The sequence below is a fragment of the Clostridium sp. JS66 genome, from assembly GCF_033561535.1.
Lineage (GTDB): Bacteria > Bacillota > Clostridia > Clostridiales > Clostridiaceae > Clostridium_AM > Clostridium_AM carboxidivorans.
The window spans coordinates 3,946,352-3,970,768 of record NZ_CP131467.1 but is presented as its reverse complement, the minus strand read 5'-3'; the positions used below and the strand labels follow the sequence as shown (position 1 = coordinate 3,970,768).

General features: G+C 29.3%; 30 protein-coding genes and 4 pseudogenes. 28 read left to right on the top strand and 6 right to left on the bottom strand.

Translation table 11 applies throughout. The features are described 5' to 3' along the window. Positions 1-16 precede the first annotated feature (16 nt). From Q6H37_RS18450 to Q6H37_RS18380, 15 genes and pseudogenes are all read left to right on the top strand, one after another. A complete protein-coding gene (locus tag Q6H37_RS18450) occupies positions 17-187 on the top strand; it encodes a hypothetical protein (RefSeq protein WP_318735045.1) in 171 nt (56 codons plus the stop codon). Positions 188-465: 278 nt separating this feature from the next. Then, a pseudogene (locus Q6H37_RS18445) lies at positions 466-576 on the top strand (DUF523 domain-containing protein); the annotation flags it as partial. 57 nt (positions 577-633) lie between these two features. After that, positions 634-1,266: an RpiB/LacA/LacB family sugar-phosphate isomerase gene (locus tag Q6H37_RS18440; RefSeq protein WP_318735042.1), complete on the top strand. Its 633-nt coding sequence runs from the start codon at positions 634-636 to the stop codon at positions 1,264-1,266. A gap of 58 nt (positions 1,267-1,324) precedes the next feature. Then, positions 1,325-1,552 (top strand): hypothetical protein, encoded by a 228-nt coding sequence (locus Q6H37_RS18435; RefSeq protein ID WP_318735040.1) that lies wholly within the window; start codon positions 1,325-1,327, stop codon positions 1,550-1,552. A gap of 359 nt (positions 1,553-1,911) precedes the next feature. Next, a complete protein-coding gene (locus tag Q6H37_RS18430; RefSeq protein ID WP_318735038.1) occupies positions 1,912-2,388 on the top strand; it encodes a GNAT family N-acetyltransferase in 477 nt (158 codons plus the stop codon). 226 nt (positions 2,389-2,614) lie between these two features. After that, complete coding sequence (locus Q6H37_RS18425) at positions 2,615-3,541, top strand: DUF2935 domain-containing protein (RefSeq protein ID WP_318735036.1); 927 nt, start codon at positions 2,615-2,617, stop codon at positions 3,539-3,541. Between the two features lie 165 nt (positions 3,542-3,706). Beyond that, a complete protein-coding gene (locus Q6H37_RS18420) occupies positions 3,707-3,964 on the top strand; it encodes a TfoX/Sxy family protein (RefSeq protein WP_318735035.1) in 258 nt (85 codons plus the stop codon). A gap of 14 nt (positions 3,965-3,978) precedes the next feature. Next, positions 3,979-4,236, top strand: a complete 258-nt coding sequence (locus Q6H37_RS18415; protein WP_318735033.1) for a DUF3795 domain-containing protein — start codon at positions 3,979-3,981, stop codon at positions 4,234-4,236. Between the two features lie 560 nt (positions 4,237-4,796). Next, positions 4,797-4,913: pseudogene (locus tag Q6H37_RS18410) on the top strand (sugar O-acetyltransferase); the annotation flags it as partial. A 66-nt stretch (positions 4,914-4,979) separates the two neighbouring features. Continuing rightward, positions 4,980-5,363, top strand: a complete 384-nt coding sequence (locus tag Q6H37_RS18405) for a VOC family protein (protein WP_318735030.1) — start codon at positions 4,980-4,982, stop codon at positions 5,361-5,363. A 216-nt stretch (positions 5,364-5,579) separates the two neighbouring features. Beyond that, positions 5,580-5,744, top strand: coding sequence for a 4Fe-4S binding protein (locus Q6H37_RS18400; RefSeq protein ID WP_318743063.1), 165 nt, complete (start codon positions 5,580-5,582; stop codon positions 5,742-5,744). A gap of 151 nt (positions 5,745-5,895) precedes the next feature. Next, positions 5,896-6,147 carry a kinase to dihydroxyacetone kinase gene (locus tag Q6H37_RS18395; RefSeq protein WP_318735029.1) on the top strand — a complete coding sequence of 84 codons (252 nt, stop codon included), beginning with the start codon at positions 5,896-5,898 and terminating at the stop codon, positions 6,145-6,147. Positions 6,148-6,206: 59 nt separating this feature from the next. Then, entirely contained in the window at positions 6,207-6,629 is a 423-nt protein-coding gene (locus tag Q6H37_RS18390; RefSeq protein WP_318735026.1) for a VOC family protein, read from the top strand. Between the two features lie 32 nt (positions 6,630-6,661). After that, complete coding sequence (locus Q6H37_RS18385; RefSeq protein ID WP_318735024.1) at positions 6,662-7,180, top strand: GNAT family N-acetyltransferase; 519 nt, start codon at positions 6,662-6,664, stop codon at positions 7,178-7,180. Positions 7,181-7,488: 308 nt separating this feature from the next. Further along, positions 7,489-8,307 (top strand): methyl-accepting chemotaxis protein, encoded by an 819-nt coding sequence (locus Q6H37_RS18380; protein ID WP_318735021.1) that lies wholly within the window; start codon positions 7,489-7,491, stop codon positions 8,305-8,307. A 160-nt stretch (positions 8,308-8,467) separates the two neighbouring features. Here Q6H37_RS18380 and Q6H37_RS18375 read toward each other — a convergent pair whose 3' ends face one another. The 3 genes from Q6H37_RS18375 to Q6H37_RS18365 form a co-directional block, all read right to left on the bottom strand. After that, positions 8,468-9,196, bottom strand: coding sequence for a hypothetical protein (locus tag Q6H37_RS18375; protein WP_318735019.1), 729 nt, complete (start codon positions 9,194-9,196; stop codon positions 8,468-8,470). 22 nt (positions 9,197-9,218) lie between these two features. Next, positions 9,219-10,571, bottom strand: a complete 1,353-nt coding sequence (locus Q6H37_RS18370) for a S1C family serine protease (protein ID WP_318735016.1) — start codon at positions 10,569-10,571, stop codon at positions 9,219-9,221. Positions 10,572-10,645: 74 nt separating this feature from the next. After that, complete coding sequence (locus Q6H37_RS18365; protein WP_318735013.1) at positions 10,646-11,434, bottom strand: M48 family metallopeptidase; 789 nt, start codon at positions 11,432-11,434, stop codon at positions 10,646-10,648. Positions 11,435-11,738: 304 nt separating this feature from the next. Between Q6H37_RS18365 and Q6H37_RS18360 the strand changes: the two genes are divergently transcribed. Genes Q6H37_RS18360 through Q6H37_RS18350 form a run of 3 tightly spaced genes read left to right on the top strand, consistent with a single transcriptional unit; the run spans position 11,739 to position 14,340 of the window. Next, entirely contained in the window at positions 11,739-13,358 is a 1,620-nt protein-coding gene (locus Q6H37_RS18360; RefSeq protein ID WP_318735010.1) for a methyltransferase, read from the top strand. Positions 13,359-13,397: 39 nt separating this feature from the next. Continuing rightward, a complete protein-coding gene (locus Q6H37_RS18355; protein ID WP_318735008.1) occupies positions 13,398-13,754 on the top strand; it encodes an MmcQ/YjbR family DNA-binding protein in 357 nt (118 codons plus the stop codon). 25 nt (positions 13,755-13,779) lie between these two features. After that, the gene (locus Q6H37_RS18350) at positions 13,780-14,340 is read left to right on the top strand and encodes a hypothetical protein (RefSeq protein ID WP_318735006.1); all 561 of its coding nucleotides are present in this window, start codon (positions 13,780-13,782) and stop codon (positions 14,338-14,340) included. A gap of 200 nt (positions 14,341-14,540) precedes the next feature. Here the strand turns inward: Q6H37_RS18350 and Q6H37_RS18345 are convergent, their stop codons facing one another. Further along, positions 14,541-15,410, bottom strand: a complete 870-nt coding sequence (locus Q6H37_RS18345) for a cation diffusion facilitator family transporter (RefSeq protein ID WP_318735003.1) — start codon at positions 15,408-15,410, stop codon at positions 14,541-14,543. Between the two features lie 158 nt (positions 15,411-15,568). Between Q6H37_RS18345 and Q6H37_RS18340 the strand changes: the two genes are divergently transcribed. Together Q6H37_RS18340 and Q6H37_RS18335 are read left to right on the top strand one after the other, a co-directional pair. Then, positions 15,569-15,733 carry a hypothetical protein gene (locus tag Q6H37_RS18340; RefSeq protein WP_318735001.1) on the top strand — a complete coding sequence of 55 codons (165 nt, stop codon included), beginning with the start codon at positions 15,569-15,571 and terminating at the stop codon, positions 15,731-15,733. Between the two features lie 119 nt (positions 15,734-15,852). Continuing rightward, positions 15,853-16,011, top strand: a complete 159-nt coding sequence (locus tag Q6H37_RS18335; RefSeq protein WP_318734999.1) for a DUF1540 domain-containing protein — start codon at positions 15,853-15,855, stop codon at positions 16,009-16,011. Positions 16,012-16,166: 155 nt separating this feature from the next. On the opposite strand, the pseudogene Q6H37_RS18330 reads toward Q6H37_RS18335, so the two are convergent. Together Q6H37_RS18330 and Q6H37_RS18325 are read right to left on the bottom strand one after the other, a co-directional pair. Further along, a pseudogene (locus Q6H37_RS18330) lies at positions 16,167-18,632 on the bottom strand (heavy metal translocating P-type ATPase). A gap of 22 nt (positions 18,633-18,654) precedes the next feature. Beyond that, a pseudogene (locus Q6H37_RS18325) lies at positions 18,655-18,756 on the bottom strand (transcriptional regulator); the annotation flags it as partial. A gap of 227 nt (positions 18,757-18,983) precedes the next feature. Between Q6H37_RS18325 and Q6H37_RS18320 the strand changes: the two are divergent. The 8 genes from Q6H37_RS18320 to Q6H37_RS18285 all read left to right on the top strand — a co-directional run bounded on the left by Q6H37_RS18320 (position 18,984) and on the right by Q6H37_RS18285 (position 24,395). Then, positions 18,984-19,514, top strand: a complete 531-nt coding sequence (locus Q6H37_RS18320; protein ID WP_318734996.1) for a PadR family transcriptional regulator — start codon at positions 18,984-18,986, stop codon at positions 19,512-19,514. Positions 19,515-19,571: 57 nt separating this feature from the next. After that, positions 19,572-20,027, top strand: coding sequence for a DUF2889 domain-containing protein (locus Q6H37_RS18315; RefSeq protein ID WP_318734994.1), 456 nt, complete (start codon positions 19,572-19,574; stop codon positions 20,025-20,027). A gap of 297 nt (positions 20,028-20,324) precedes the next feature. After that, on the top strand, positions 20,325-21,146 hold the full coding sequence (locus Q6H37_RS18310) for a MerR family transcriptional regulator (RefSeq protein ID WP_318734992.1): 822 nt from the start codon (positions 20,325-20,327) through the stop codon (positions 21,144-21,146). 153 nt (positions 21,147-21,299) lie between these two features. Next, positions 21,300-21,974 carry an isoprenylcysteine carboxylmethyltransferase family protein gene (locus tag Q6H37_RS18305; protein WP_318734989.1) on the top strand — a complete coding sequence of 225 codons (675 nt, stop codon included), beginning with the start codon at positions 21,300-21,302 and terminating at the stop codon, positions 21,972-21,974. Positions 21,975-22,243: 269 nt separating this feature from the next. After that, entirely contained in the window at positions 22,244-22,465 is a 222-nt protein-coding gene (locus Q6H37_RS18300; RefSeq protein ID WP_318734985.1) for a hypothetical protein, read from the top strand. Next, complete coding sequence (locus tag Q6H37_RS18295; RefSeq protein WP_318734983.1) at positions 22,462-22,704, top strand: hypothetical protein; 243 nt, start codon at positions 22,462-22,464, stop codon at positions 22,702-22,704. The genes Q6H37_RS18300 and Q6H37_RS18295 overlap by 4 nt, the downstream gene beginning before the upstream one ends. A 108-nt stretch (positions 22,705-22,812) precedes the next feature. After that, positions 22,813-23,508 carry a vancomycin high temperature exclusion protein gene (locus tag Q6H37_RS18290; protein ID WP_318734981.1) on the top strand — a complete coding sequence of 232 codons (696 nt, stop codon included), beginning with the start codon at positions 22,813-22,815 and terminating at the stop codon, positions 23,506-23,508. A 104-nt stretch (positions 23,509-23,612) separates the two neighbouring features. Then, positions 23,613-24,395: a hypothetical protein gene (locus Q6H37_RS18285; protein WP_318734979.1), complete on the top strand. Its 783-nt coding sequence runs from the start codon at positions 23,613-23,615 to the stop codon at positions 24,393-24,395. Positions 24,396-24,417: the final 22 nt, after the last annotated feature.

The following is a 24,417-nucleotide window of genomic DNA, read 5'->3' as shown; positions in this document are numbered from 1 at the left end:
TAAAGTGGATTATTATTTGGATAGGTTAATCTTAGGTTATAAACCTTATGTAGTAAGTGTAATATTTTTTGATGAACCTAAAACTATTTATTATTATAGTAGTACTGGGGATAGCATAAGAAATAATACAATTGATTACCATTCCTCAATGGGGGGAACTGCATCTGGGGTTAAACACCAAGAATGATATTTTACATTCTTATTATTTAACGAAACAATCGAAAAAGCAAACAATTTTTATAAACACTGCATTATTCTATTTTGAATTCTGCAGTGTTTTGGCGTCGCATTACAAAGATATTATGTATATATTCTAAAACCATAATATACACATTATATTTGGAATTCATTATAATATTTATGAAATATGTTATAATTAACTGAAACATAAATGGTAAGAAATATCATTGATTATAATTAACTGAGGAGTAAATATAATCAATTATTGAAGGAATTAATATAATTATGAAAGTATTGATTAGTTCTTGCGTTATAGGATGTAACTGCAAATATAATGGTGGTAACAACTTAAATTCAAGAGTAGTAGATTTTTTAAGAGATAAGGAAGTAATTAAATAAGGTAATCGACTCTGAAGATGTTTAATAAAATGGTAGTTTTAAGGTGTGTATTTTATGAAGGTTGCAATTATTCAGGCAAGTTCACAGAAAGATAAGAATAATTTATTATATAAATCTGTAATGCGAACTATAAAAGATAAAAAATATGAAGTTATTAATTTTGGAATTTTTCCAGATGAAAAAATTGAATATTCTTATATTGAAACAGCAATGCTTATAAGTATTTTGCTGGAAAGCAGGGCAGTAGATTTTGTGGTAACTGGGTGTTCTTCTGGACAAGGAATGATGTTGGCATGCAATAGCTTACCAGGTGTCTTATGTGGATATGTTGAAAATCCATCGGATGCATACTTATTTGGAAGAATTAACAATGGTAATGCAGTTTCATTTCCTCTTGGATTAAATTTTGGATGGGCTGGTGAAATTAATTTGCAATGCACATTAGATAAGTTATTTGATGGACCATTTGGAATTGGATATCCAAAGCAAGATGCAATAAGAAAACAAAGAGATACTAAGTTGTTAAAGACTATAAATAGTATTACAAAAAGAGAACTTGTAGAAGTGATTCCTAAAATAGATTTAGATTTTATGAGGAAAGTTGTAAAACGAGATTTTGTGTATGATTACGTCATGAAATATGGAGCGAATAAGGAATTAAAAGAACTGCTGAAATCATATCGATAAAATTTCAATTTAGGGTTAAGTGTTAGAATTACTATATTAGGGGGATGGAGGAAATTAAATGAATAATGAAAAAAAGTTCTTTTGGAAGGACTGGATTTTCTATATAGCTTTCTTTTCGGCAGGAATTATAAAAGATATTATGTGTAGTATTGTTGGTTTTAACTATAATATGTTTAAGAATCAATTTAATATCTTATACTTTTTAGCAGATACATTGATGTATGTGATTTGTTTTCATATTGTTTATTTTTCCATAGAATTAATTAAGAGTAGGCGTGTAAGATAGAAAACATATATTGTAATAATAAATTATAACGAAGTAATTTTAATTGAGGTGCGTTATATTAAACATGAAGAATGGAAAATCACTAATTTATATAACGATGATTTTTCTAGGTGGAATAATAGTCATTTGTATAAATTTATATGGACTTATATCTCAATCCTCAAACAAATACATTACTATAGTATCGAATATATTTTTGATTCTTATGTTTTTAAATTTAGGAATAAGAGAAATTATGCATAAAAATAAGACTGGCTATTATTTTTTACTAATTGTAGTAACTATGTTGCTTCTACTTTATAGACATAACAGATAATACAGATTTTTCGTATTTATTGACTTTTGAATAGAGGTGCATTATGGATTATATAATTCGGAAAATGGAAGCATTTGAATATCCGTTTCTCAAAGATTTTTTGTATGAGGCTATCTTTCAAAGAGACGAAACAAATTTATTACCCAAAACCATAATAGATGAACCTGCCTTGAAAGTTTACATTGAAGACTTCGGGAAAAAGAAAGATGATTATTGTTTATGTGCAGAGGTGGATAAAAAAATAGTAGGTGCTGTTTGGATAAGAAATATTGTTGGATATGGGAATATTGATAATGAAACACCGGAATTTTCAATTTCGCTTTTTAAAGAATTCCGTGGATATGGAATAGGAACTGATTTGATGAAAGAAATGATAAAATATTTGAGAAACAATGGTTATAAAAAGGCTTCTCTATCAGTACAAAAAGATAACTATGCATTGAAAATGTATATGTCTGTTGGATTCCAAGTTATAAATGAAAATATAGAAGAATACATTATGGTTAATTATTTAAGCTAGATAAATTTAGGAATACAATCATATGCTAACTGAGAGACAAATGTCAATTAGGGAGAGTTTGTTATTTTTGCAGATTATGTGAATCAATCAATAAATCTAGATATATAAATGTTCTTTAGCAATTGAATAATGAAATGTGAAAGGTAACTATGCCAAAAGTTTTTTGCACATGCAATATGCTCTTAGAATAAAATGAAATGAGTATGTATAAAAGGGAGTATATATAATGATATCCAATAGGGAATTTGTTAGACAATCTCTAGAATTAAATTTATTCTTTATGAGAATTGCTAAGGAGCATGCTATTTTTCTTGAGGCAGGATTAACATCTAGAGATTATAGATTAGCTTGTCAAGCAGATATGTTGAAAAATGAATTTACCCAATTACTTATGGAGACTATTAGACTTTCTGAAGGAATTATCAGTCCTGAAGTAGCACATTCTGGTGAATTAGTAACAGATTTAACTTTAAATTCAGAAAGGGAAACTGAATTTTATTCAGGAATTAAGATTGATAGTAATGTTACCAGAATGGAACTAAACTTGGTACAGGATAGATATGACAGTGACCAATTTGTTAGAACTGTAACTATGTTAAATCATAGGGCAATGGCTGCAGCAAATAGAATAGCTGTATTCAAGTCCAGATTATTAAATGATGTTCTAACTTGCAAAACATTTACTACAAACTATCCATTACTTATAGATCATGTACTAAGAGAAGCTAAGTTTTACTTAAGAATGTTAACTAAATTACAAAATCGTGAGGAAATAGATTTAGTTAAAGAGGCTGTTTATCAAGAAGGTTTTTGGAATAGAATTATGGCAGAACATGCAAAATTTATACGTGGCTTATTAGATCCAACAGAAGTTAAGTTATTTGACACAGCTAATGACTATGGTACGAAATTTGATCAGTTAACTCAAGAAGCTCGAGATTTAACACAAAATATAGGGTTGTTGCCTGAGTTGAGTGAAAGAACGCTAAATACTACTGTTGGAATTAGAGATTTTAAAAAACAGGGAACAGAAGGTTTGATAAATTGTACTATTAGATCCATAGCCTATCCTTTACTTGGTGACCATGTAGTTAGAGAGGCAAATCATTATATTAGGCTATTAAAAGGTTACAAGAATATAAACAGAGATTAAATTTATCGCTAAGTGGAATGAATAGAATAATCTACTGGAACACCTCATTATTCATGTTGGAATTTTGGGGTATTTTTAGTTATTTTTCAAGAACTATATTTTAATATTTATGAAATATGTTATAGTTAATTGAAAGATAAATAGTAAATTTAGCGAGGTGATATAATGGGAGAGTTATCAAAGTTATTCAACATAGGTAAAGAAGTTGAAAGGCAATTGAATCAAGTTGGTATAACCACATATGAGGAATTGAAATATTTGGGAGCTGAAAAAGCGTGGATTAAAATACAAGAAATTGATGAATCTGCTTGCATACATAGATTATTAGCGTTAGAAGGTGCATTGCAGGGAGTTAAGAAGACATCACTGACAGATAAACGTAAGACAGAATTAAAAGAATTTTATAATTTACATAAGAAGTAATTGGAGGGAATATTATGTTTGAATCAAGATGTGGAGTATGTTGTAATAAGTGTGAAAGAAGAAAAAAAGTGAATTGTACAGGGTGTATCAATATGGAAAAACCATTCTGGGGTGGAGAATGCGGTGTGAAAAAATGTTGTGAAAATAAAGATTTAAATCACTGTGGAGAATGTTCAGAATTTCCATGTGAGATGCTTTCTACTATGGGGGTTGAAGAAGGGTTTGACCCAAAACCTAAAATCCAACAATGTAGAAAATGGGCTAATGAATAAAGCAAATCTATAATCAAGGCATTATTCGAAGTTGAATTATGTGGTATTTTTGTGTGATATTGTTAAGATATTCTGTCATTAAAAAAGTACGACGTAGTGATTTAAATAAGATTTTGTCTCTTTAAAATTTTATAGAATGAGTAGGATATAAGTAGTGAAATAAAGTATAAAAGGTATGTTTTAAATATATTCCAATGATTATAATAAACCACTCTATCAATCAATACTCCAAGTCCCTCCATTAATGTTATTATTAAACTTGTTATAGGCAAGCCAATATAAGCACTAACATCATACTTCTTCATAAGCTCAATACTAATACATGGGTAAGTGCAAAACAATCCTATGTTAAATGGTATTGCTGAAAGGTTAACAAGTCTAAACGGATATAGGTTCCAAAAATAGTAAAATCCTAAATCATTAACTATAATAGATAGCAAATATATTATTTACATATTCTAAAACTATAATACATATATGGTGTTTGGAAATCCTTATAATATTTGTGAAATATGTTATAATTAACTGAAACATAGACAGTAATTTGAAAGGAATAAGATGGAGCAGGAAGTGTGGTAAATAAAGACATACCAGCAGGGGTAATTGCAGTAGGTAATCCTTGCAAAGTATTACGAAAGATTACAGAAGAAGACCTAATTAACTTGCCAAACGAATAACCCTGAAACTTAAGAAAAAGATTTATATAATTTAAATAAAAAACAGAATTTATAGGAGGTAAGGTCATGAGAATTGAACATATTGCAATGTATGTAAATGACTTGGAGAAGACAAAAGATTTCTTTATTTCTTACTTGAATGCAAAGTCAAATGATGGATACCATAATAAGAATACTGGCTTTAAATCTTATTTTTTAACATTTGAGGATGGTGCACGTTTGGAAATTATGAATAAACCGAATATGGAAGATATAGATAAAACTTTGACACGCACAGGCCTTATTCATATTGCTTTTAGTGTTGGAAGTAAAGAAAAGGTTGATAAACTTACAAAAAAATTAAAAAAAGATGGATATAAGGTGATTAGTGGACCAAGAACTACTGGTGACGGATATTATGAAAGCTGCATAATTGGCATAGAGGGAAATCAAATTGAGATAACAGTGTAAATTTCAATTTAAGGTTAAGTGATCTTTGAGAATGGAATAATACAGTGTTAAAAATACCTATGTTTTTTATATAACTATAAAAATGTGGTACAATTTTTATATGAATTAAATCACAGGGGTAACTAATTACAAAGCGTATGTTACACTTATGTAGTACAATTTTTGTGAATTTGTTCCAGCTTACTTAAAACAGCAAGCTATTTTTCCATGATATGAATTAAAGTTGATGCAGATAAATGTATAAACTGTAAAAGGTGTATAAAGGCTTGCCCGATGAATGTTGATATACTTGACCCAAGGAGAAATAGAAAAAATGGAACAGAATGCATTCTGTGCCTTAAATGCTCTAAAGTTTGTCCTAAAAAGGCAATAAGGGCGTAATCTTCATTAACACCTCATTATTCAAATTTGAATTTTGTGGTGTTTTTACGTCGTAATATATATGTGATATTTGGAGATTACTATAATATTTATGAAATTTTCTATAGTTAACTGAAACGTAAACAGCAAATTTAGGGAGGAAGAAAAGATTATGTTGGAATATAGATATGATACACAATTACTAATTGAGGGAGAGAATCTTGATGAAGATAAAATTAACGAATACTTTGTAAAAAATTTCAAAGGGGATTGCTTAATTGCTGTAGGAGATGAGGAATTGATTAAGATTCATTATCATACTAATGAACCATGGAAAGTACTTGAGTATTGTGCTTCATTAGGAGAGATATATGATATTGTAATTGAAGATATGGAACGTCAATCAAAGGGACTTAAAGGTTAAAAGTTATAATTTGTTAGTTAATTAGCATACTAATTTTAATATAACAAGGAGGAAAAATAATGATTCAATCAGTTGTACATATTGCTTTAGTAGTGAAAGATTATGATGAAGCAGTCGAATTTTACACAAAAAAACTTCATTTTACATTAGTAGAAGATACATATCAACCTGAGCAAGAAAAAAGATGGGTGGTAGTATCTCCACCAGGTTCAAATGGAACAACAATATTACTTGCAAGAGCATCTAAGCCAGAGCAAAAGCCATTCATAGGAAACCAAGCAGGAGGGAGAGTATTTCTTTTTTTAGGAACTGATGATTTTTGGCGTGATTATAATGAAATGAGAGAAATAGGAATAGAATTTGTTAGAGAACCTAAAGAACAGGATTATGGAACGGTTGCAGTATTTAAAGATTTATATGGAAACTTGTGGGATTTGGTTCAATTCAATGAAAACCATCCAATGTTCAAAAGAGTTAAATAAATTTCAATTTAAATTTGTAGAGGTGAAAAACTATGATTAGGATTGCTACAATAGAGGATATTTTGGAAATAGAAAAAATATATAATGAGATTTTGGATTATGAAGAACAAACAGTGTCTTATACAAATTGGAAAAAAGGGCTTTATCCAACAGTTGATTATGCTAAAAATGCTATTTATAATAATACAATGTTTGTTGGAGAAAATGAAAATGGAATATATGGCTGTGTAATATTTAATAGTATTCAACCCAAAGAATATGACAACATTTCATGGATTACAAAGGCCAAACCAAGTGAAATTATGGTCATTCACACTTTGTGTATTCGACCTTCTGAAAGTGGTAAAGGTAAAGCAAGAATAATGATGGAATTTAGTGAGAAATATGCCAAAAGCCAAGGATATAAAGTTATTCGCCTTGATACTTATGAAGGCAATATTCCAGCGGGAACTCTATATCCTAAGATTGGATACCTTTATGTAGGTACGACAAAATTCCATTTTCAAAATGTAATATGGGAAAATTTAAAGTGTTTTGAAAAACCATTATAGTATCAAATTCTAATTTGGATAACAAAATAATGTGGTGTTAAAAAGTAAAACTATATCGCGTAAACATGATATAGTTATTTTTTTAAAAATATGTTGAAAAAGCAGGGAAAATTGAAGAGATTACCGAATAAATACTTTAAATGTAATATAAGGTTGATAAGTTGTATTGGAATATTTTGGAAGAAACCATCTAATAAAACTCTTTGTTAAATTAAATAATGGCAATAGCAATATATTTTTATTTATTAGGTTGCAAGGTATTCTAAATTTACATTTAATATGATAAATTTTTAGGAGGCGTATAAAATATGGAAAAAACACTTGAATCATTTTTAGAAATTATGCCAGTCTTAAAAGATGTGCTGCAGGATGATTTGGCAGTAGCTGTAGCAGATACCACTAATTTTTTATATTATCGTGCTGGTGATACCATTGATGTGAGGATTAAAGTTGGACAAAAGTTAAATCATGATGAACCATTATATAGAACAATTCAAAATGGCAAAATATACAATGAAATAGTTCCAAAGGAAGTATTTGGTGTACCATTCAAATCTGTTTCATATCCAGTTAAAGATTCACAAGGAAAGGTTATTGGTGGCGTTGCTATAGGAAAAAGTTTATCTAAACAATCCAAAGTAGAAGAAGTATCTCAAAACATATTTAACTCATTACAACAAACAAATGCAAGTGTGGAAGAGGTTGCTGCTAATTCACAAAACCTTTCATTATCAATGAATAAAATTGTAAGTTCCACTAAATCAACAGAACAAAACATAAAAGAGACAGATGGAATCTTAAATCTCATTACAAGCATTTCTTCTCAATCTAATCTATTAGCTTTAAATGCAGCTATCGAAGCAGCAAGAGCAGGGGAAGCAGGAAGAGGCTTTTCAGTTGTTGCAGACGAAATGCGAAAACTCTCACAAATGAGTGGTCAATCAGCAAATAAAGTATCACAAATACTTCTTGAAATGAGAAAGTCCATAGATGAAGTTATTAAAGAAATTAATAACACAGGGATGATTGCAGAATCACAAGCTTCAGCCACTGAACAAATATCTGCCGCATTAGAAGAGATTACTTCGAACTCTGAAGTATTGGCAGATGCAGCTAAAATTGTATAATGTTTATAATTTTAATACATAATTCATAAAAACACTGTATTATTTCAAATTTTTTATAAAAAAATATAAATATGATTTATATAAATGTCCCTGAGGAAATTTTAGATTTTCCCAAGGGACATAAATTTTTTATAATACATTTAAATATGCTAAGCTTTTTTTATTTGTAGCCATATTCTTCAGTTTGAAAATGAAGTGTGATTTTTACAGTTTGAGTTTTCTCATCATAATATTTCATAAATGTAATGGTACTTTTGTCATCAACCTTTAAGTCATCTATAAAATCACTTTTTTTCTCTCTTGCCAAAGCCATACATTGATTCATTTTCTTTTCAACTTCTTCATATGGTATATTATTAGAGAATTTTTTTAATATGTTTTTGGTAGTATCATCTAATTTAACATTTTGTTCAGATATACTTTCATTTAGTTCATTACGTGAATCTATTTTTTTATATTTTTTTTCATCATTAAAATATAGTGAGAAACTATATTCATTTAAATTATCTTTATAATTTTTTGGATAAAAATTATATTCTAGTTGAGCTTTTTTTCCTTGTTTATTAAAGTTTTTCTCGTCATCTCCTGTTTGTTTATATTTATCTCCTAGCATTTTCTTTATATCTTCACCTTTAGTAATGAAATCTTTAGTTGCTTTTTCTTTATAAGCATAATCAGGATCATTAGGAAATGTATCTTTTAACATTTTATCTACATCAATGCCATTTATTTTACCTGGCAGCTTACTATTTTCCGATGTACTATCTTTACTTTTATCCTCTTGTGTCTGTTTAGTTTGGTCCTGATTAGCTACTTTTGCTTGCTTTTTGCAACCAGAAAGTGTTGCTAGTATAAAAACAGTCATAATTATTGAAAGAAATTTTTTCATTATAATCATTCTCCTTTTTATTTTATTCAGCCCAAGTTCCAAACTTTGAACCAAAAGATTTTAAATTGGATATAGGCTTTTTATTAAATATATCTGATATTTTTTTAGATGGTATATTATTAAAATCAGTTTTCTTTAATTTATCTGTTATATCATAAATGTGTTCAATTGAAACTGCAAAATTCAATTCTCCTTCTGCCTCTACTCCAGAAGTAGTTAATCCTACAACTTCACCTTTGGAATTAAACAAAGGTCCACCAGAATTACCATGAGTTATTGGAATTGATATTTGTATTTGTTTTGCATTTCCATCATTCCAAAAGTTCGATATTATTCCTGTAGATACAGTATTAAACAATCCCTTAGGACTGCCTATTGCAGTAGCTTTTTCTCCTTTTTTAAGTTTTGATACATCTCCGAGCTGAACAGGTTGTCCTACTTTTTGCTTTAACTTAATAATAGCTATATCTACTGTTTTATTAGCTGCAACAATGCCTTCTGCTTCATAAATTTTCGCATCATTTGTTCTAATTAATGCATTGCAGCCGCCATTTATTACATGATAATTTGTTGCAATTATACCAGGAGCTATAAAAAAGCCACTGCCTATAGCATATTTGTTATCACCATTTGGTACTAATAAAGCAACTGTTTTTGGATCATTTTCTTGTATTATTTCCTCAAGTGTTTTTTCAGTATCGGAACCAGCATTACCATAGATTTTACTTGAATCCTTAGGAGTAAAATCAGTTACTGTATCCTTTGCCTTAGTCTTATCACTATATCCATTTTGCTTTTCTTCAATTTTCTGCTGCTGCTGTTTTATATTGTCTTTTGTATCAAGGTAAAAACTCTTTACCTTGTAAGTATTTTTATATGGTATAAGTTCCATTGCATATAAAAATTTAAGATCTTTGTTTTGAGTAGTATTGGGTAAAGTTACATTAATATTCATATTAACTTTAGCAAGTAATGAAGTTATCTTTCCATCTTGAGTGTTAACTTTTGCTATATCAAAATCATAATCTTTTACTTTACCTTTATACTTACCAACAATATATTCAAATGATATTATGTCTGCTGGCATAGCATCTTTTACATATAATTCTTCTAGTGTGCTTGTAGGTGCATTATTAAAACCCCACTCATAGTATTTTTTAAAATAATTATCCAGAAAATCTTTTGCCTTTTTCTTTTCTGTATCATAATTAGAGCTTTTGCTTTGATCATCTATTTTAGATGACATTAAGGTAATTTTATTATCTGAAGAACTAGATGCGGTTGGACTATTATTACTTATCTTACCTGAACATCCTGATAAAATTGATACTATCAATAAACATATCAAAATATTTATTGCCTTTTTTTTAAACATAGTAATCTCCTTTTTCTATTATTTCAAATTATACCTAGAAACTGTTATGTTTATATATTGTTACTTACAGCTTGTTAATAATTAAAGTTATCATTTGAACTACAGTTTTTTATAGCACTAACTCTTTTAGTTAAGTTTGGATGACTTGAATGTTTTTCAGATAACCAAACCCAAAAACCAGTTTGTTCAAAAGCTTGTCTTTCAAATTCTTCTGCATTTACTCTTTTATATAGTTTTTTGCCAGCTGCTAAGAATAATAGTCCATTTACGGCTCCATCAGGTTGCAGATTGGCTGCAAAGCTATCTGCAGTATACTCACAAGCACGTGAATAAGCCTTTCTTAATAAAGGAACAATTAATGATGGACAAATTAGCCAACGCCATTTTAAGTGACCTCTTTTTATATGAGCTAGTTCATGAGCAACAACAAAATTAACAGCATTTTGTCCATCCTCATAAGCTAATTCAAGCACATCTGAATAAATAACAGCAAAATTTCTTCCTAAAAATTTTGTTACAAAAGAATTAATAATTCCGCCTGACTGCATTATATAAATTTCAGGAAGAGGCATGGACATTTTTTTACAAAAATCAATAGCTGTATTATATAACTCAGGAAACTGTGTTTGAGAAACCTTTATGGAATTGCCCTTAAGTGATCCAATAAAAATACCTCTTGTAAATAAAAATATTAACAATCCTATTATTAAATAAACTACAAAAACAGAAGTTGGTGAATATTCTAGTGTACTATCTTCTTCACCTGCAATAAGAGCTATTATGATACATAAGTATATAAGTACACTAAATATGCAACATAGTGTGAAGTATAGTTTTTCCTTTTTATTAATTAAAGAATTCATTAAAAACCTCCTAAAAATATTAGAATATATTTTGCTTAAAAATTTAATCAACTTATAAATTTTAAAGATTTAACAGCTGTTTAAAATTGAATATAGGTGATAATTTGAATAAATTTACAAAGTTTTTTCTATAAGCAAGACAATAAGGTACATTATAACAAATATGTAATTGGATTTCAATGTTTATACTATGAGAAGGTTAATTATATTAATGAAGTTATTAAATTTAAATGCAATGTTGCAAGTGTTTTGCAATATGGAGTATAATGAAGGCTGTTAAATTGAAACATAAGAGGAGAATTAAATGAAAGATATAAATTATAAAAATTTAATAGAAGATCTAAAAACTTCGGATGATAGTAAGAGAGCTAAAATAATAGATAAACTTTCAAGGGATTATAATAATGCAATGCCAATGTTGTGGTCAGAAGCTTTAAATCAGGATAATCCAAGAGCAGTACTTTCTGTTATAAGAGATATTATAAAAAAAGAAAAACCTAGAGGTATATTTAAAAGAGCTGTGGGACATTCAAAACAAAAACTTGCTGATTTTCTGAAACATTCAGATCCTAAAGTTAGAAAGAATGTATGTGGTATTATTGGTGAAATAGGTGATTCAAAATATTTAGAGGATTTATATAGTGCATATGGTTCAGAAGAACAGCTATTTGTAAAATCCTCATATATACTTGCAATAGGAAATTGTGGTGGAGTTTCGGATGCAGAAAGACTTAAGTCAATATTTGAAGAATTAATAATTAAAGAAAAAGCTTCAAAAGACAAAAACTTGGCTGCAAAGGATGAGAAGCATATAAATGAAGAAAAGCGTGCACTTACAAGGGCTATAGCTAAATTGTCTCCTCCAAAGCCTCATAAGTTTACAGGCTTTAAAAATCCTGTACCTATGATATTAACAACTATGAATGATCATTTTCAAATTACTTTAATGGATCTTAAAGAAAAATCAATTAAAGGTACAACAGTGACTGAAGGCATATGTATCGAAGAAAAGGATTTAAAAAAAGTCTACGAATGTAGAACTTTTTATGAACTTCTTTTTCCTTTAGAATCCTGTAGTGATTTGGAACTTAATTATAAGGTAGTAGCGGATAAAATTATAAAAGCAAATATTATAAGCTTTTTAAATCAGTGTCATGCAGGAGATAGTAACACACCATTTTGGTACAGAGTTGAATTTAAAACTACAGATCATAGCAGGGAAAGGTCGGAGTTTGTAAAAAACTTATCTAGAGAACTAGATGAAATTTCAGGTGGAAATTTAAAAAATAGCCCTTCCTCTTATGAAATTGAGATTAGAATAATTGAGAAAAACAATTTATGTAGTGCCTTCATTAAGCTGTATACCGTAAAGGATAATAGATTTGATTATAGAGAAAAAGCTCTAGCTGCATCTATAAATCCTGTAACTGCAGCTATTGTAATGAAAAATATAGAAAAATGGCTAAAACCTAATGCTAAAGTTATAGACCCGTTTTGTGGTGCGGGAACTATGTTGATTGAAAGAGCTAAATTAAAAGATTTTAAAAGTTTAACAGGAGTTGATATATTTAACACAGGTATTGCATATGCAGAAGTAAATTCTTACCTAGCTAATGTTAATATAGAATTAAAATGTGAAGATATATTAGAATTCTACTCAAGAGATCGTTTTGATGAAATGATATCAAATATGCCTTTTGAAAGTAAATCAGGAGTTAGCAGCTTTAATACCAGATTATATAGTGAATTTGTAAATAGGATTCCTAGTATTGTAAGACCTGGGGGAATGGTATTTCTTTATACAGTAGAAAAAAATCTTCTTAAGGAAAGTTTAATAGATAATAAGTATCTTAAGATTATTGATACTATAAAGATTGAAAGTGGCGGCTTGATTCCTCATGTGTTTGTAATAAGAGTGCTATAATTAACTGAAATATAAATAGTAGTTTCAGGAGGCATTTTTATGATAGAAAGAGAAGAAATTTTTACTTATGTAAAGGAAAAATTTTGTACAGAACCAGATTATCCTTGGTTTAAGCATCCAGATCATGTGGTGCTTAGACATGAGGATGGTGGCAAATGGTATGGTCTAATTATGGATGTACCAAGAATTAAATTAGGCTTAACAGGAAAAGGAAGTGTTGAGATATTAAACTTAAAATGTGATCCAACATTAAAAAGTATACTAAGAGGTCAAGAAGGAATTTTGCCTGCATACCATATGAATAAGGAACACTGGATTACAATTATTTTGAATAGTTCTTTTCCTAAAGAAGAAATCTACAATTTAATTAATTTGAGTTATGATTTGACAAAATAGAAAGCGAAAGGAGACCAATGTTTTAATGAAATCATATATTTGTCAACCTAAAGGTAGTATGAGTTGTGGTGCATATTCAATTGCTTATTATTTATGGGAGACTAATAAAGCTCAATGTATAAATGACAGAGGTTTTGTTGATAGTATTTATAAAAAGATACAGTTTGGCCCAAATAATATTGGTATACATGAAGCTTGTTCAAGTCCAGAAAAAATGTGTAAGGAATTAAGTGATAACTGGCATTCACATTCTTATGAATGTATATTACCCAGTAGTCCACTTATGTCAATTACAAAGGGGTATAACATACCTGGTATAAATATAAATGTTCTTGATAAAGTTAAGTCAGGTGCTGCTAAATATGCAATTATTCTATGCGGTTCGGAAAAGGCTGTTAGGGCATTACATTACATACTTATCAAATATGAGGATAATACATTTAAAATGTTAAATTCATCAGCTATATATGGTAATGGTATTGACAATGTGTCTTGGGAAAATTTTATTATAGAACCTAATGGAAAACTCACATCAGAGAGAAATTCTCCTTATTACTATACAGGAGCAGGAATTCTTATAGAATAGTTTTGCAGACAAGAAATTTGAATGTCAATAAAGAAAGTATCGAATTAAAATGAAAATTGAGATTACTGATGAAATTAAAGAGTAAGATGAGGAGATTATTTTTCAAGTAATAAGAATATGTTGAAATAATAAACTGTATCCTGAAGCAAGGGCCTTTCTGAGTCTGTCCTACAGGATACAGTTTATTTTATACTTATTACTTAAATATCGGGCTCTACATGAATTACAACTTCTGTAATATTAAGCTCACTTTTCAATTTTTCTTCAATATTCATTGTAATATCATGTCCTTCTATAACATTTAATTTAGAGCTAACACTTACTACTACATCAAGGAGAATATTATTACCATGAAAGCGTGCCTTTAAGGACTTGATTTTTCTTACTCCTGGAACCATATTTATTATTTCAGCTATTCTATCTAATTCTGTCTTATGAAAGCCGTCTGTGAGATTATGAGATGCTTCTCTAAATATATCCCAACCAGTCTTTATAATTAGTATTCCTACTATTACTGCAGCTAGAGGGTCTATCCAAGGTAACCCAAATTGAGAAGCTACAATACCTATAGCTGTACCTATACCTACCCAAGCATCCGAAAGATTATCTTTAGCAGCAGCCATAAGACCTGCACTATTTATCTTAATAGCAATTTTTTTGTTATAACGATATACCATGTATATGGCTAATGCACAGACAACAGCAACTATAGAAGCAATTAAGTCGGGAGCCTGAGCCTTAAAGTAGATAATAGAATGAACTGTATTATATAAAACATCTAAACCTACAACTATCATAATAAAAGATGCAATGAGTGAAGCAATAGTCTCAGCCCTAAAATGACCATAATGATGATTTTCATCTGCTGGCTTTCTTGATATCTTTAATCCAATTAGAACAGCTAATGAAGCCATTATATCAGTTGTATTATTCAATCCATCTGCCATTAGAGCTTTTGAATTATATATATATCCTATACTAAGTTTTAATAAAGATAATGCAATATAAGCCATAATGCTTATACGAGCGCCCCGTTCTGCAAGCTTTAACTCGTTATATTTTTCTTCCATGTTTTCACTCCTTGTTCCGAATAATAGGTTATAAAGAATTTTTATAACAAAGAAAAAGAGATTTATCCTTAGTTTTTAGTTAATTGAAAGAAATTTATTCTATGACGACTAAAGAAAATTTTAACATAGGTGAAGTATAGCTGTAGGAAGTAAGATAAGTGAGGAAAGTGACATTCTTTGGAACACTTACTATTTATAATTCTCTATATATATTAGTAATTGGAATACTAATATATGTATTCGGTATAAAACTTTCGTATCAAGGTCAAGCCTGTAATATAGCTTCATCTGATAAAAATGTTTTAAAAGATAACAATAATTAAGTTAATGATGTCCTATAGGTCCATTAAGGAATGAATTTCCGCGAATATACAAAAAGATAAGGGCAAAAATATTAATGTTAGTTTTGATTTACAAATAAAAAGACATGGAGGTATTATTTATGAAAACTAATAATAGTATAGGATGCTCAGTAACTGAATGTAGATTTCATGCCAAGGATGAAAATTATTGCTCATTAGAGAAAATTCAAGTTACAAAGCATGAAGCACAGGCTAAAACAAAACAATGTACCGACTGTGGAAGTTTTGAAGCACAATAAAAATATTTTAAAATAATGAGCTGTATCCTTGTAAGACAGTAATTTTTCGGAGTCTGTCTTATAAGATACAGCTCATTTCATTATTTCTAATTTACTCTCTTATTTATTACTTTCTTAGAGACTAGTGCTGCAAATTACAGCAATACGAACTATGACTATATATTTTCTGTTTTCATAGCTCTCATAGAATTTAATACAGCAAGTAGTGTTACTCCAACATCACCAAATACGGCCTCCCACATAGTACCTACACCTAAGGCTATGAGAATTAATAAAATAAGCTTAATACCCAATGCAAAGAATATATTTTGCATTACTATAGTTCTAGTTTTCTTTGCTATTTTTATAGCTGAAGCAATCTTTGAAGGTTCATCAGTCATTATAACTACATCAGCAGCTTCAATTGCAGCATCAGAACCTACTCCACCCATTGCTATACCTATATCAGCTCTTGCAAGAACTGGAGCATCATTTATCCCATCACCAACAAATACTAATTTACCTTTTGGTGATTTTTCTTTGTCAAGTAATTCTAGCTTTTCAACCTTTTGGTCTGGGAGAAGTTCAGTATAAACTTCGTCTAATCCTAACTGCTTGGCAACTTTAGTTCCAACAGTTTTGTTATCACCTGTAAGCATAACTGTTTTTCTGATGCCAATAGATTTTAAAGCCTTAATTGCTTTTGTTGAATCCTCTTTAACCTCGTCAGATATCACTATACACCCTGAGTATTTTTTATCTATAGCAACATGAACTACAGTACCAATTGTTTCAACTTGTTCATAAGATATTTTTTCCTTATCCATTAGCTTATAATTACCAGCTAATACTTCTTTACCTTTAATCATAACTTTTACACCATGTCCTGGTATTTCTTCATAGTTTTCTAATGAATCCTTAACTATTTCCTTACCATAAGCATTTAATATAGAAGTTGCTATTGGATGATTAGAATAACTTTCTGCATGAGCTGCATAAGCTATAAGCTCATTTTTTGAAACATTATTTTGTGACTTTACTTCAGTTACCTTAAATATACCTTTTGTAAGTGTTCCTGTTTTATCAAAAACAACAACTTCAACATTGTTTAAAGCTTCTAGGTAGTTGCCACCTTTAACAAGTATTCCATTTTTTGAAGCTCCACCAATTCCGCCAAAGAAGCCAAGTGGTATAGATATAACCAAGGCACAAGGACAAGATACTACTAAAAATGCTAGTGCTCTATATATCCAATTTGAGAAAGTGGCGCCTTCAATAAATAGAGGTGGCAGTATAGCTAATGCTAATGCTGAGAAAACAACAGCTGGAGTATAGTATCTGGAGAATTTTGTTATAAAATTTTCTGTAGGAGCTTTTTTACTACTAGCATTTTGAACCAAATCTAATATTTTTGCAATAGTAGAATCTCCAAATTCTTTTTCTACTTCAATTGTTAAAAGTCCATTTTTGTTAATAACTCCACCTAAGATATTATCTCCTATACCAATTTCTCTAGGAACTGATTCACCAGTTAGAGCAGAAGTGTCTAACATTGAATTTCCATCAATTACTTTACCATCTAATGGAACTCTTTCACCAGGTTTTACAACAATAATATCTCCTACACTAACTTCTTCTGGTGATACTTTTTGAAGTTCGCCGCCTATTTTTAAGTTAGCAAAGTCCGGTCTTATATCCATAAGAGCTGTAATAGATTTTCTTGAACGATTAACAGCTATTCCTTGGAATGTTTCTCCTAACTGATAAAATATCATAACTGCTGCACCTTCTGGGTATTGACCGATAGCGAAAGCACCAATAGTTGCAATACTCATGAGGAAGTTTTCGTCAAATACTTGTCCTCTGCTTATATTCTTCAATGCTCTTAATACTACTTCTCCACCTACAAGTACATAACTTATTAGGTAAAGTATTAACTCTATAGTATTTGATAATTTTAGAGCAGTTGCTATTCCAAAGATTGCTGCACCGATAACTAATTTAATTATTTTGATCTTGCCATTTTCTTCTTGAGTTTCTTTGCTCTTACTATTTATTTTTTTATCTTTGCCTTCAAGAACAACCACAGTAACGTTTGGCTCAATTCTTTTAACTATTTCTTTAATCTTCTCAATTATAGTATCCTGTTTAGAAGGATTGTCTATTTCTAGATTTAATTTTTGTGATATGAAATCCACTGATGCTGACCTTACACCTGCAAGGTTGCTGCTCTCTTTTTCAATTCTAGCAGCACAGTTTCCTCAGCAAAGTCCATCAAGTATTATTGTTTTATTTAAAACTTTATCAGATTGTTTTTCTTTTATTTTCACATGAGATTCTATTTTTTCAATCTTCTCAGATGCTGCTGCAATTAATTCCTGTACACTAGCTGACTCTCCAATTTCTAGAGTTAAAGTTTTAGTTAGAAAGTTTACATTAGCTGAGTTTATTCCTTTAATTTGTCCAACTTTTTCTTCTATCTTAGATGCACAGTGAGCACAGTTTAGTCCTTGGAGAATAAACTCTTTTTTTATATTTTTACTGTTGGGCTTTTGTGATTTAGTATTAATATTCCTTTTGTTGACGCTTTTAGTTGGTAATTTTAAATTACTTTTACTAAGATTTTTAACTTCTTTCTCCATAGTTATTCCCTCCAATAGCAGTTTAAATTTTTTCAGATACATGGATTAGTCCTTGATCAAATATACTTTTAACATGTTCATCTTCTAAAGAATAATAAATTACTTTTCCTTCTTTTTGTATTTTACAATTACAATATTATTTCTATTTTCTATAATCTAGTATCTGTCAATTTGAATATATGAACATATGAATCATTGTTCATATATTCATTATATGCAAAAGTTATAATTATGTCAATAAAACAAGAAATATTTTCATAATTAGGCTAAGTACATAATTTGTATATATTGTTGACAGTAGCAAAAAATATGATATACTTATAGTCAGTACTGAGTATAAGGAGATTATAAATGAAAATACAATTATATATTCTAGGGCTTCTTATGAGATATGGTCCTCAACATGGATATAGTATAAAACAAATAGTATCAGATAACATAGCAGCTTTTGCTAAAATCAAACTTCCTACAATTTATTATCATTTAGATAAACTGGCTGAAAAAGGCTATATAAATTCTGTTATCGAAAAAGATGGCAATAGGCCTGAAAAGACAGTATATTCTATTACTGATTCAGGAATTGTTTATTTTAATTCTTTGCTTAATAAAATTTTAGCTGAAAATTATAGTGTAGAATTTGATTTCGATGGAGTATTATATTTTTCTGACTTTGCTGATAAGGATGCTGTTATTAAAAATTTAAATAGACAAAAACAGTATATAGAAAATAAGCTGAAAGAATTAGCTAGAACTAAAGATAATACAGTAAGTAAATTGTTACCTGATTACAGAAGGTACTGTATTAGTATATTTAATCATCACATATATCATTTAGAAACTGAATTAAAATGGATAAATGAAACATTAAAGGAACTCTCTTAAGAGTTCCAAAAAAATGTCAATATAGTCAGTGCTGAGTATAATTACGGAGGTATATTTATGGAAAAGAGTCTTTATTCAAGAAATTTTGAAGTTAACTATTATGAAGTGGAGGATAACATTTGGAGAACCATTTCACATTTAACGGATTATCAACACGATATTCAAGTAATAGTAGATGTATCTGTACCAGATATGATTATATTAGATGCCAGGGTAGAATTATTGCGTTATCCAATTAAAGAGTGTATTTTAATTAAAGATAAAATGAAAGAATTAATAGGTGTTAATGTTATTTCAGAATTCCGATTTAGATGTGATGAATTGTTTTCTAGTGAAATGGGATGTGGCAATGTTAGAATGCTTCTTGGAATTTCTGTGCCTGGGATAATCTTTAATTATTTTCCCCATCAAATCAAAATAGGAAATATGACAGAAAATCAGTGGTGGGATTTTTGCAAAGAAAAACTTCCTAAGGCATGTATAGCTCACACAATAATGAGCAATAATGCCTAAATACTAAGCAAGAAAATCTAATTTGTACAAACAAGAGTAAAAATGATGATATTAAATTATTTATATATTGCCATTCAGTAGAAGGAAAAAATCCAATAAATTATAGGATGTTTTTATGTTTATATAATATGCACTCGCTAGATACAGCTTCATCAGCATCTGTATAGAATATTTTATATGCTAGAAGTGTAAAATATAGATTAATAGGAAGTAATGGACAGCCTTAATTATATTTTTTAAAATAGTTGACTCGCCCCTTAGGGGTGGGTTTATAATAATTATCAAGGTGAGGGAGTAATGGAGAATAAAATAAAAATAGGCGATTTTGCTAAAATAGCTGGATGCACAGTGAAAACAATTATTTATTACCATAAAATCGGTTTGCTCCAAGAGCCCAGGCGTTCTTCAGGAGGATATAGATTATATGGTTCAGTGGAATTAAATCGTATGAGGTTGATTAAATATTTAAAATCTTTAGGATTCGACCTTAAGAAAATCAAAGAAGTATTGGGTAATACATGCGAAACTAAGACTCTAAAAGAAGCACTGAAGTCTCTACGAATAGAACTTGTAAAAGAAGGGGAAAAAATTGAAGAACGAGTAGCTAAAATTGATACACTGCTTAAAGAAGATGATATCATTCTTGACAAGAATACTTTAGATTCGTCTTCTTTCCAAATGATTACGGAGATATTGGGAACAGATCAAATTGACAAATATGTTCAAAGCTGTCCAGAGCTATTTGAACAGCAGAAAAAATTATTGGGTATTATGGATGATTTTAAATGGCATGATAATTATGATGAAACTTTTAGGGGATTGGCTGAATATTTTAAAAAACATCCTAAGGAATATCAAATTTCTTTAAACTTTGGAACTCGTCTTTCCAAATTGGATCAATTGTCCGAGGATGATCCAGAAATTGAAGCTTTAGCTCGAGAAACTGCTGAATTTATAAAAAGCATATCTTCTCTAAAAGAGCTGTTATATGATAAAATGGGGCTGACGAAACCCATTGAAAGCTTATATAATGATATGATTAAAAATGTTTTATCACCAGCACGAATGAAGTATAAAAAGCTTCTTGAAAAATATTTGAATTATAAATTAAAAAAATAAATTTGGCTTATAAAAGTACTATTTAACAATTATGTATAGGCTGTAGTTAAATATTCAATGTAAAAAATATCAAATAAAGAAAAATTGTTACTGTAAATAATGGCAAAAGTATGAAGTGTTTAAAATTTATAACGTAACTAGGAGGAAATTTATATGGAGGATAATAAAAAATTATCAAAGCAAAAAGCTTATGTTGTGCCTATTGTTATTATGATTGTTATGGGAATTATTTTGTTTCTTCCAGCAGGTACATTAAAGTTTTGGCAAGCATGGATTTATTGGCTTGGATTTTCTGCAGTGACATTTTTTATTACGGCTTATTTTTTAAAGAAAAGTCCTGAACTTTTATCAAGACGAATGAAATATGGAGAAAAAAATACTACTAAAAAAGCTCCAGTCATATTTAATTTATTTTTTATTGGTTACTTCGTTCCTGGTATTGATTTTCGCCTTCATTGGTCAAATGTACCTGTTTGGATTGTGATTGTATCAAATGTTATTGTACTCTTAGGCTATATTTTTATTATTTTTGTCTTTAATGAAAACAGATATGCTTCTACTATTATACAGGTTGAAAAAAAGCAGCAGGTTATATCAACAGGACCATATTCTATAGTTCGTCATCCAATGTATTTAGGAATGCTTATAATGCTGCTATTTACTCCTTTTGCACTTGGTTCTTATTGGGCAGTAATACCTTTTCTTCTTTCTGTGCCAATGAATGTATTCAGAATAAAGAGTGAGGAAGAAGTGCTCTTACGAGAACTTCCAGGGTATAAAGATTATTGTTTAAAGACACGTTATCGTTTGATTCCATTAATTTGGTAGCAAATTGTTAACAATTCGTTTTGGAGAAATCATTTATTTGGTTTCTCCTTTTAGCATATTCAAGTAAATAATATTTAATTTTTAATAAAAGGTTATGAAGCAGGTAACATTTTTGATATAAGTAAAAAATTATGCTTTTATATAGAATTTATGATGTAACTGTTTGTTGAAATATGCTGGGATATAATATATAATTTGCAATATGTTCTTCGGCTTTGCAGAAGATGTATTTATGGATGAAGTGGAAAAATTAATGGGAGGAATGGTTCATGGAACATAAAGCTTTTATTTTTGACATTAAAGGATTTAATGAAAGATTAAGTGCTCTAATAATTGAAGCAGGATTAAAAGAAGATACAACACAATTAGTTAAATTTATTGATGATAACCTTGAAATAGCATATTCTCCTTATACAGGAGAACTTTTAGATAAAAATTGGAGAGAGGAATTAGAAAATGGGGATGTGCAGGAAGTAGCAGATTTTGTATGACTTGCTTTTATAATCCTCAAGAAGATATGCGACTTTCTTATTCTTGGGATGGGATTTTGCAGGTGTTAAAGAAGCTTAAAACAAAATTGCCTGCTGAGTATTATATTCTTGGAAATCCACTTAGGCAAGATGATTTTCTTCTTGATCCAGGAAGGATGGGTACAGGCTTTGTCAAGGCAGAGGATATTGGAATAATTTATGCAGATATTAGAGAATTAAAGGAAAGCTTTAAGATATAGAAGATATCAAAATCAATAATTCACTTGCATCAAGCCTTAGTATTTCTGTGGCAAATATTAAAAAATGATCAGTACATAATTATATGATTTGAAAAATATTGATATTGAATGGGGGAGAATATTATAAAAATTAGAAAGATTTTTAGTAAAACAAAGGTACTTAAGCCTATTTTCATATTTCTATTAATTTTTATATTTCAATTTATATGTGTTGACTTTTGGGTAATAAACAAAGCTAATAAATACATAGTAGACAAACATTCTGTTCCGAGGGTAGAGTGTATAATCATTCCGGGAGCTTATGTATACCCTGATGGAAGATTAAGTGATATATTAAAAGACAGGGTTGACACTGCTCTACAAATATATAAAGAAAACAGTAATCTTAAGATATTAGTAACTGGTGATCATGGAAATTTACAATATGATGAAGTTAATAATATGAGAAAATATCTAGAGCAGAAAGGTATTAAAAGTTCTAGCATATTTTTAGATCATGCAGGTTTTAGTACCTATGAAAGTATCTATAGGGCAAAACATATATTTAAAGTAAATAGTGCTGTAATAGTAACACAGGATTACCATCTCAAAAGGGCAGTGTACTCAGCAAAAGGCATGGGAATTGAATGCTATGGAGTAAAAGCGGACAAGCATATTTATGTAGATATCGTAAAATATAAACTAAGAGAGAGTTTAGCTATTTATAAAGATTTTATTGCAGTAAACATATTAAAACCTAATCCTAAATTTCTTGGAAAAGAAATTCCTATAAATACTAGCAGCTCCAAAGAAACCCGCGATTAAAATTAATTTATCCTCATGAAGAATTCCTGAGAGAAAAAGATTTTCGCTGATATCATTTTAAGTACATTAGATTCTATGACTTATATTATAGGAGAGTAATTATTATGAAAGACACAAAAAATAATTGGTTTTGGCCAGTAAAAGAAAAAGTTTTATTTGTACTGCAAGGAGATGAAAAAGGAGCATCAAAAGAGACATTAAAGAGAATGGAGGTATTTAACACACAGGTTGATTTAATAAATGCAGGAATGAAAAGAATTAATGGAAGACTTCTTATAGATAAAACATATAAAGTATCAACAGTTATAATTGGAAAATTAAAAAATTCAGATAGAATTTGGACTGACGGCGCAATTGAATATTTATCAAAAGATAATTATATCTTCAGAGTATTTATGAATTTTGATAAAGAAGAAGGAATATTTAAATTTACTACTTGTGATTATCAGTTTGATATATATAAGGCTGCTGAAGTATGCCATGATAATGCTGTTTTAATGGATATTGAACAGCAGGAAGACGGAATTGTTTATGAGGAAGGCATTTATATAGGAGAGTTTTTTTCTGATAAGGAAGTTCAAGATATAAGCGAAGGTGATAGAGAAAAATTCTTAGCAATATTTGATAAGATGGAAAAGGATTTATTGAAAATAACAAAAGAAGCAGAAAAATACTTCAAAGAGCTATTTGCAGATGAAAGTAAAGAGATACAAGATATAATACAGGTGACAGCTTGTGAATTCGCAGATGCTTCTCTAAAAAGGCAGCAGGGCTTATGCATTGAGTATACTCTTTCTAGTGAGGATTTCTTTCAAGGGGTATATACAAAACATCAGTTAAGGGTATTAGAAAATGGAAAGATTGATGGTGTTGGGATTCATATCTGATATTGCTAGATCTATTTAGGTA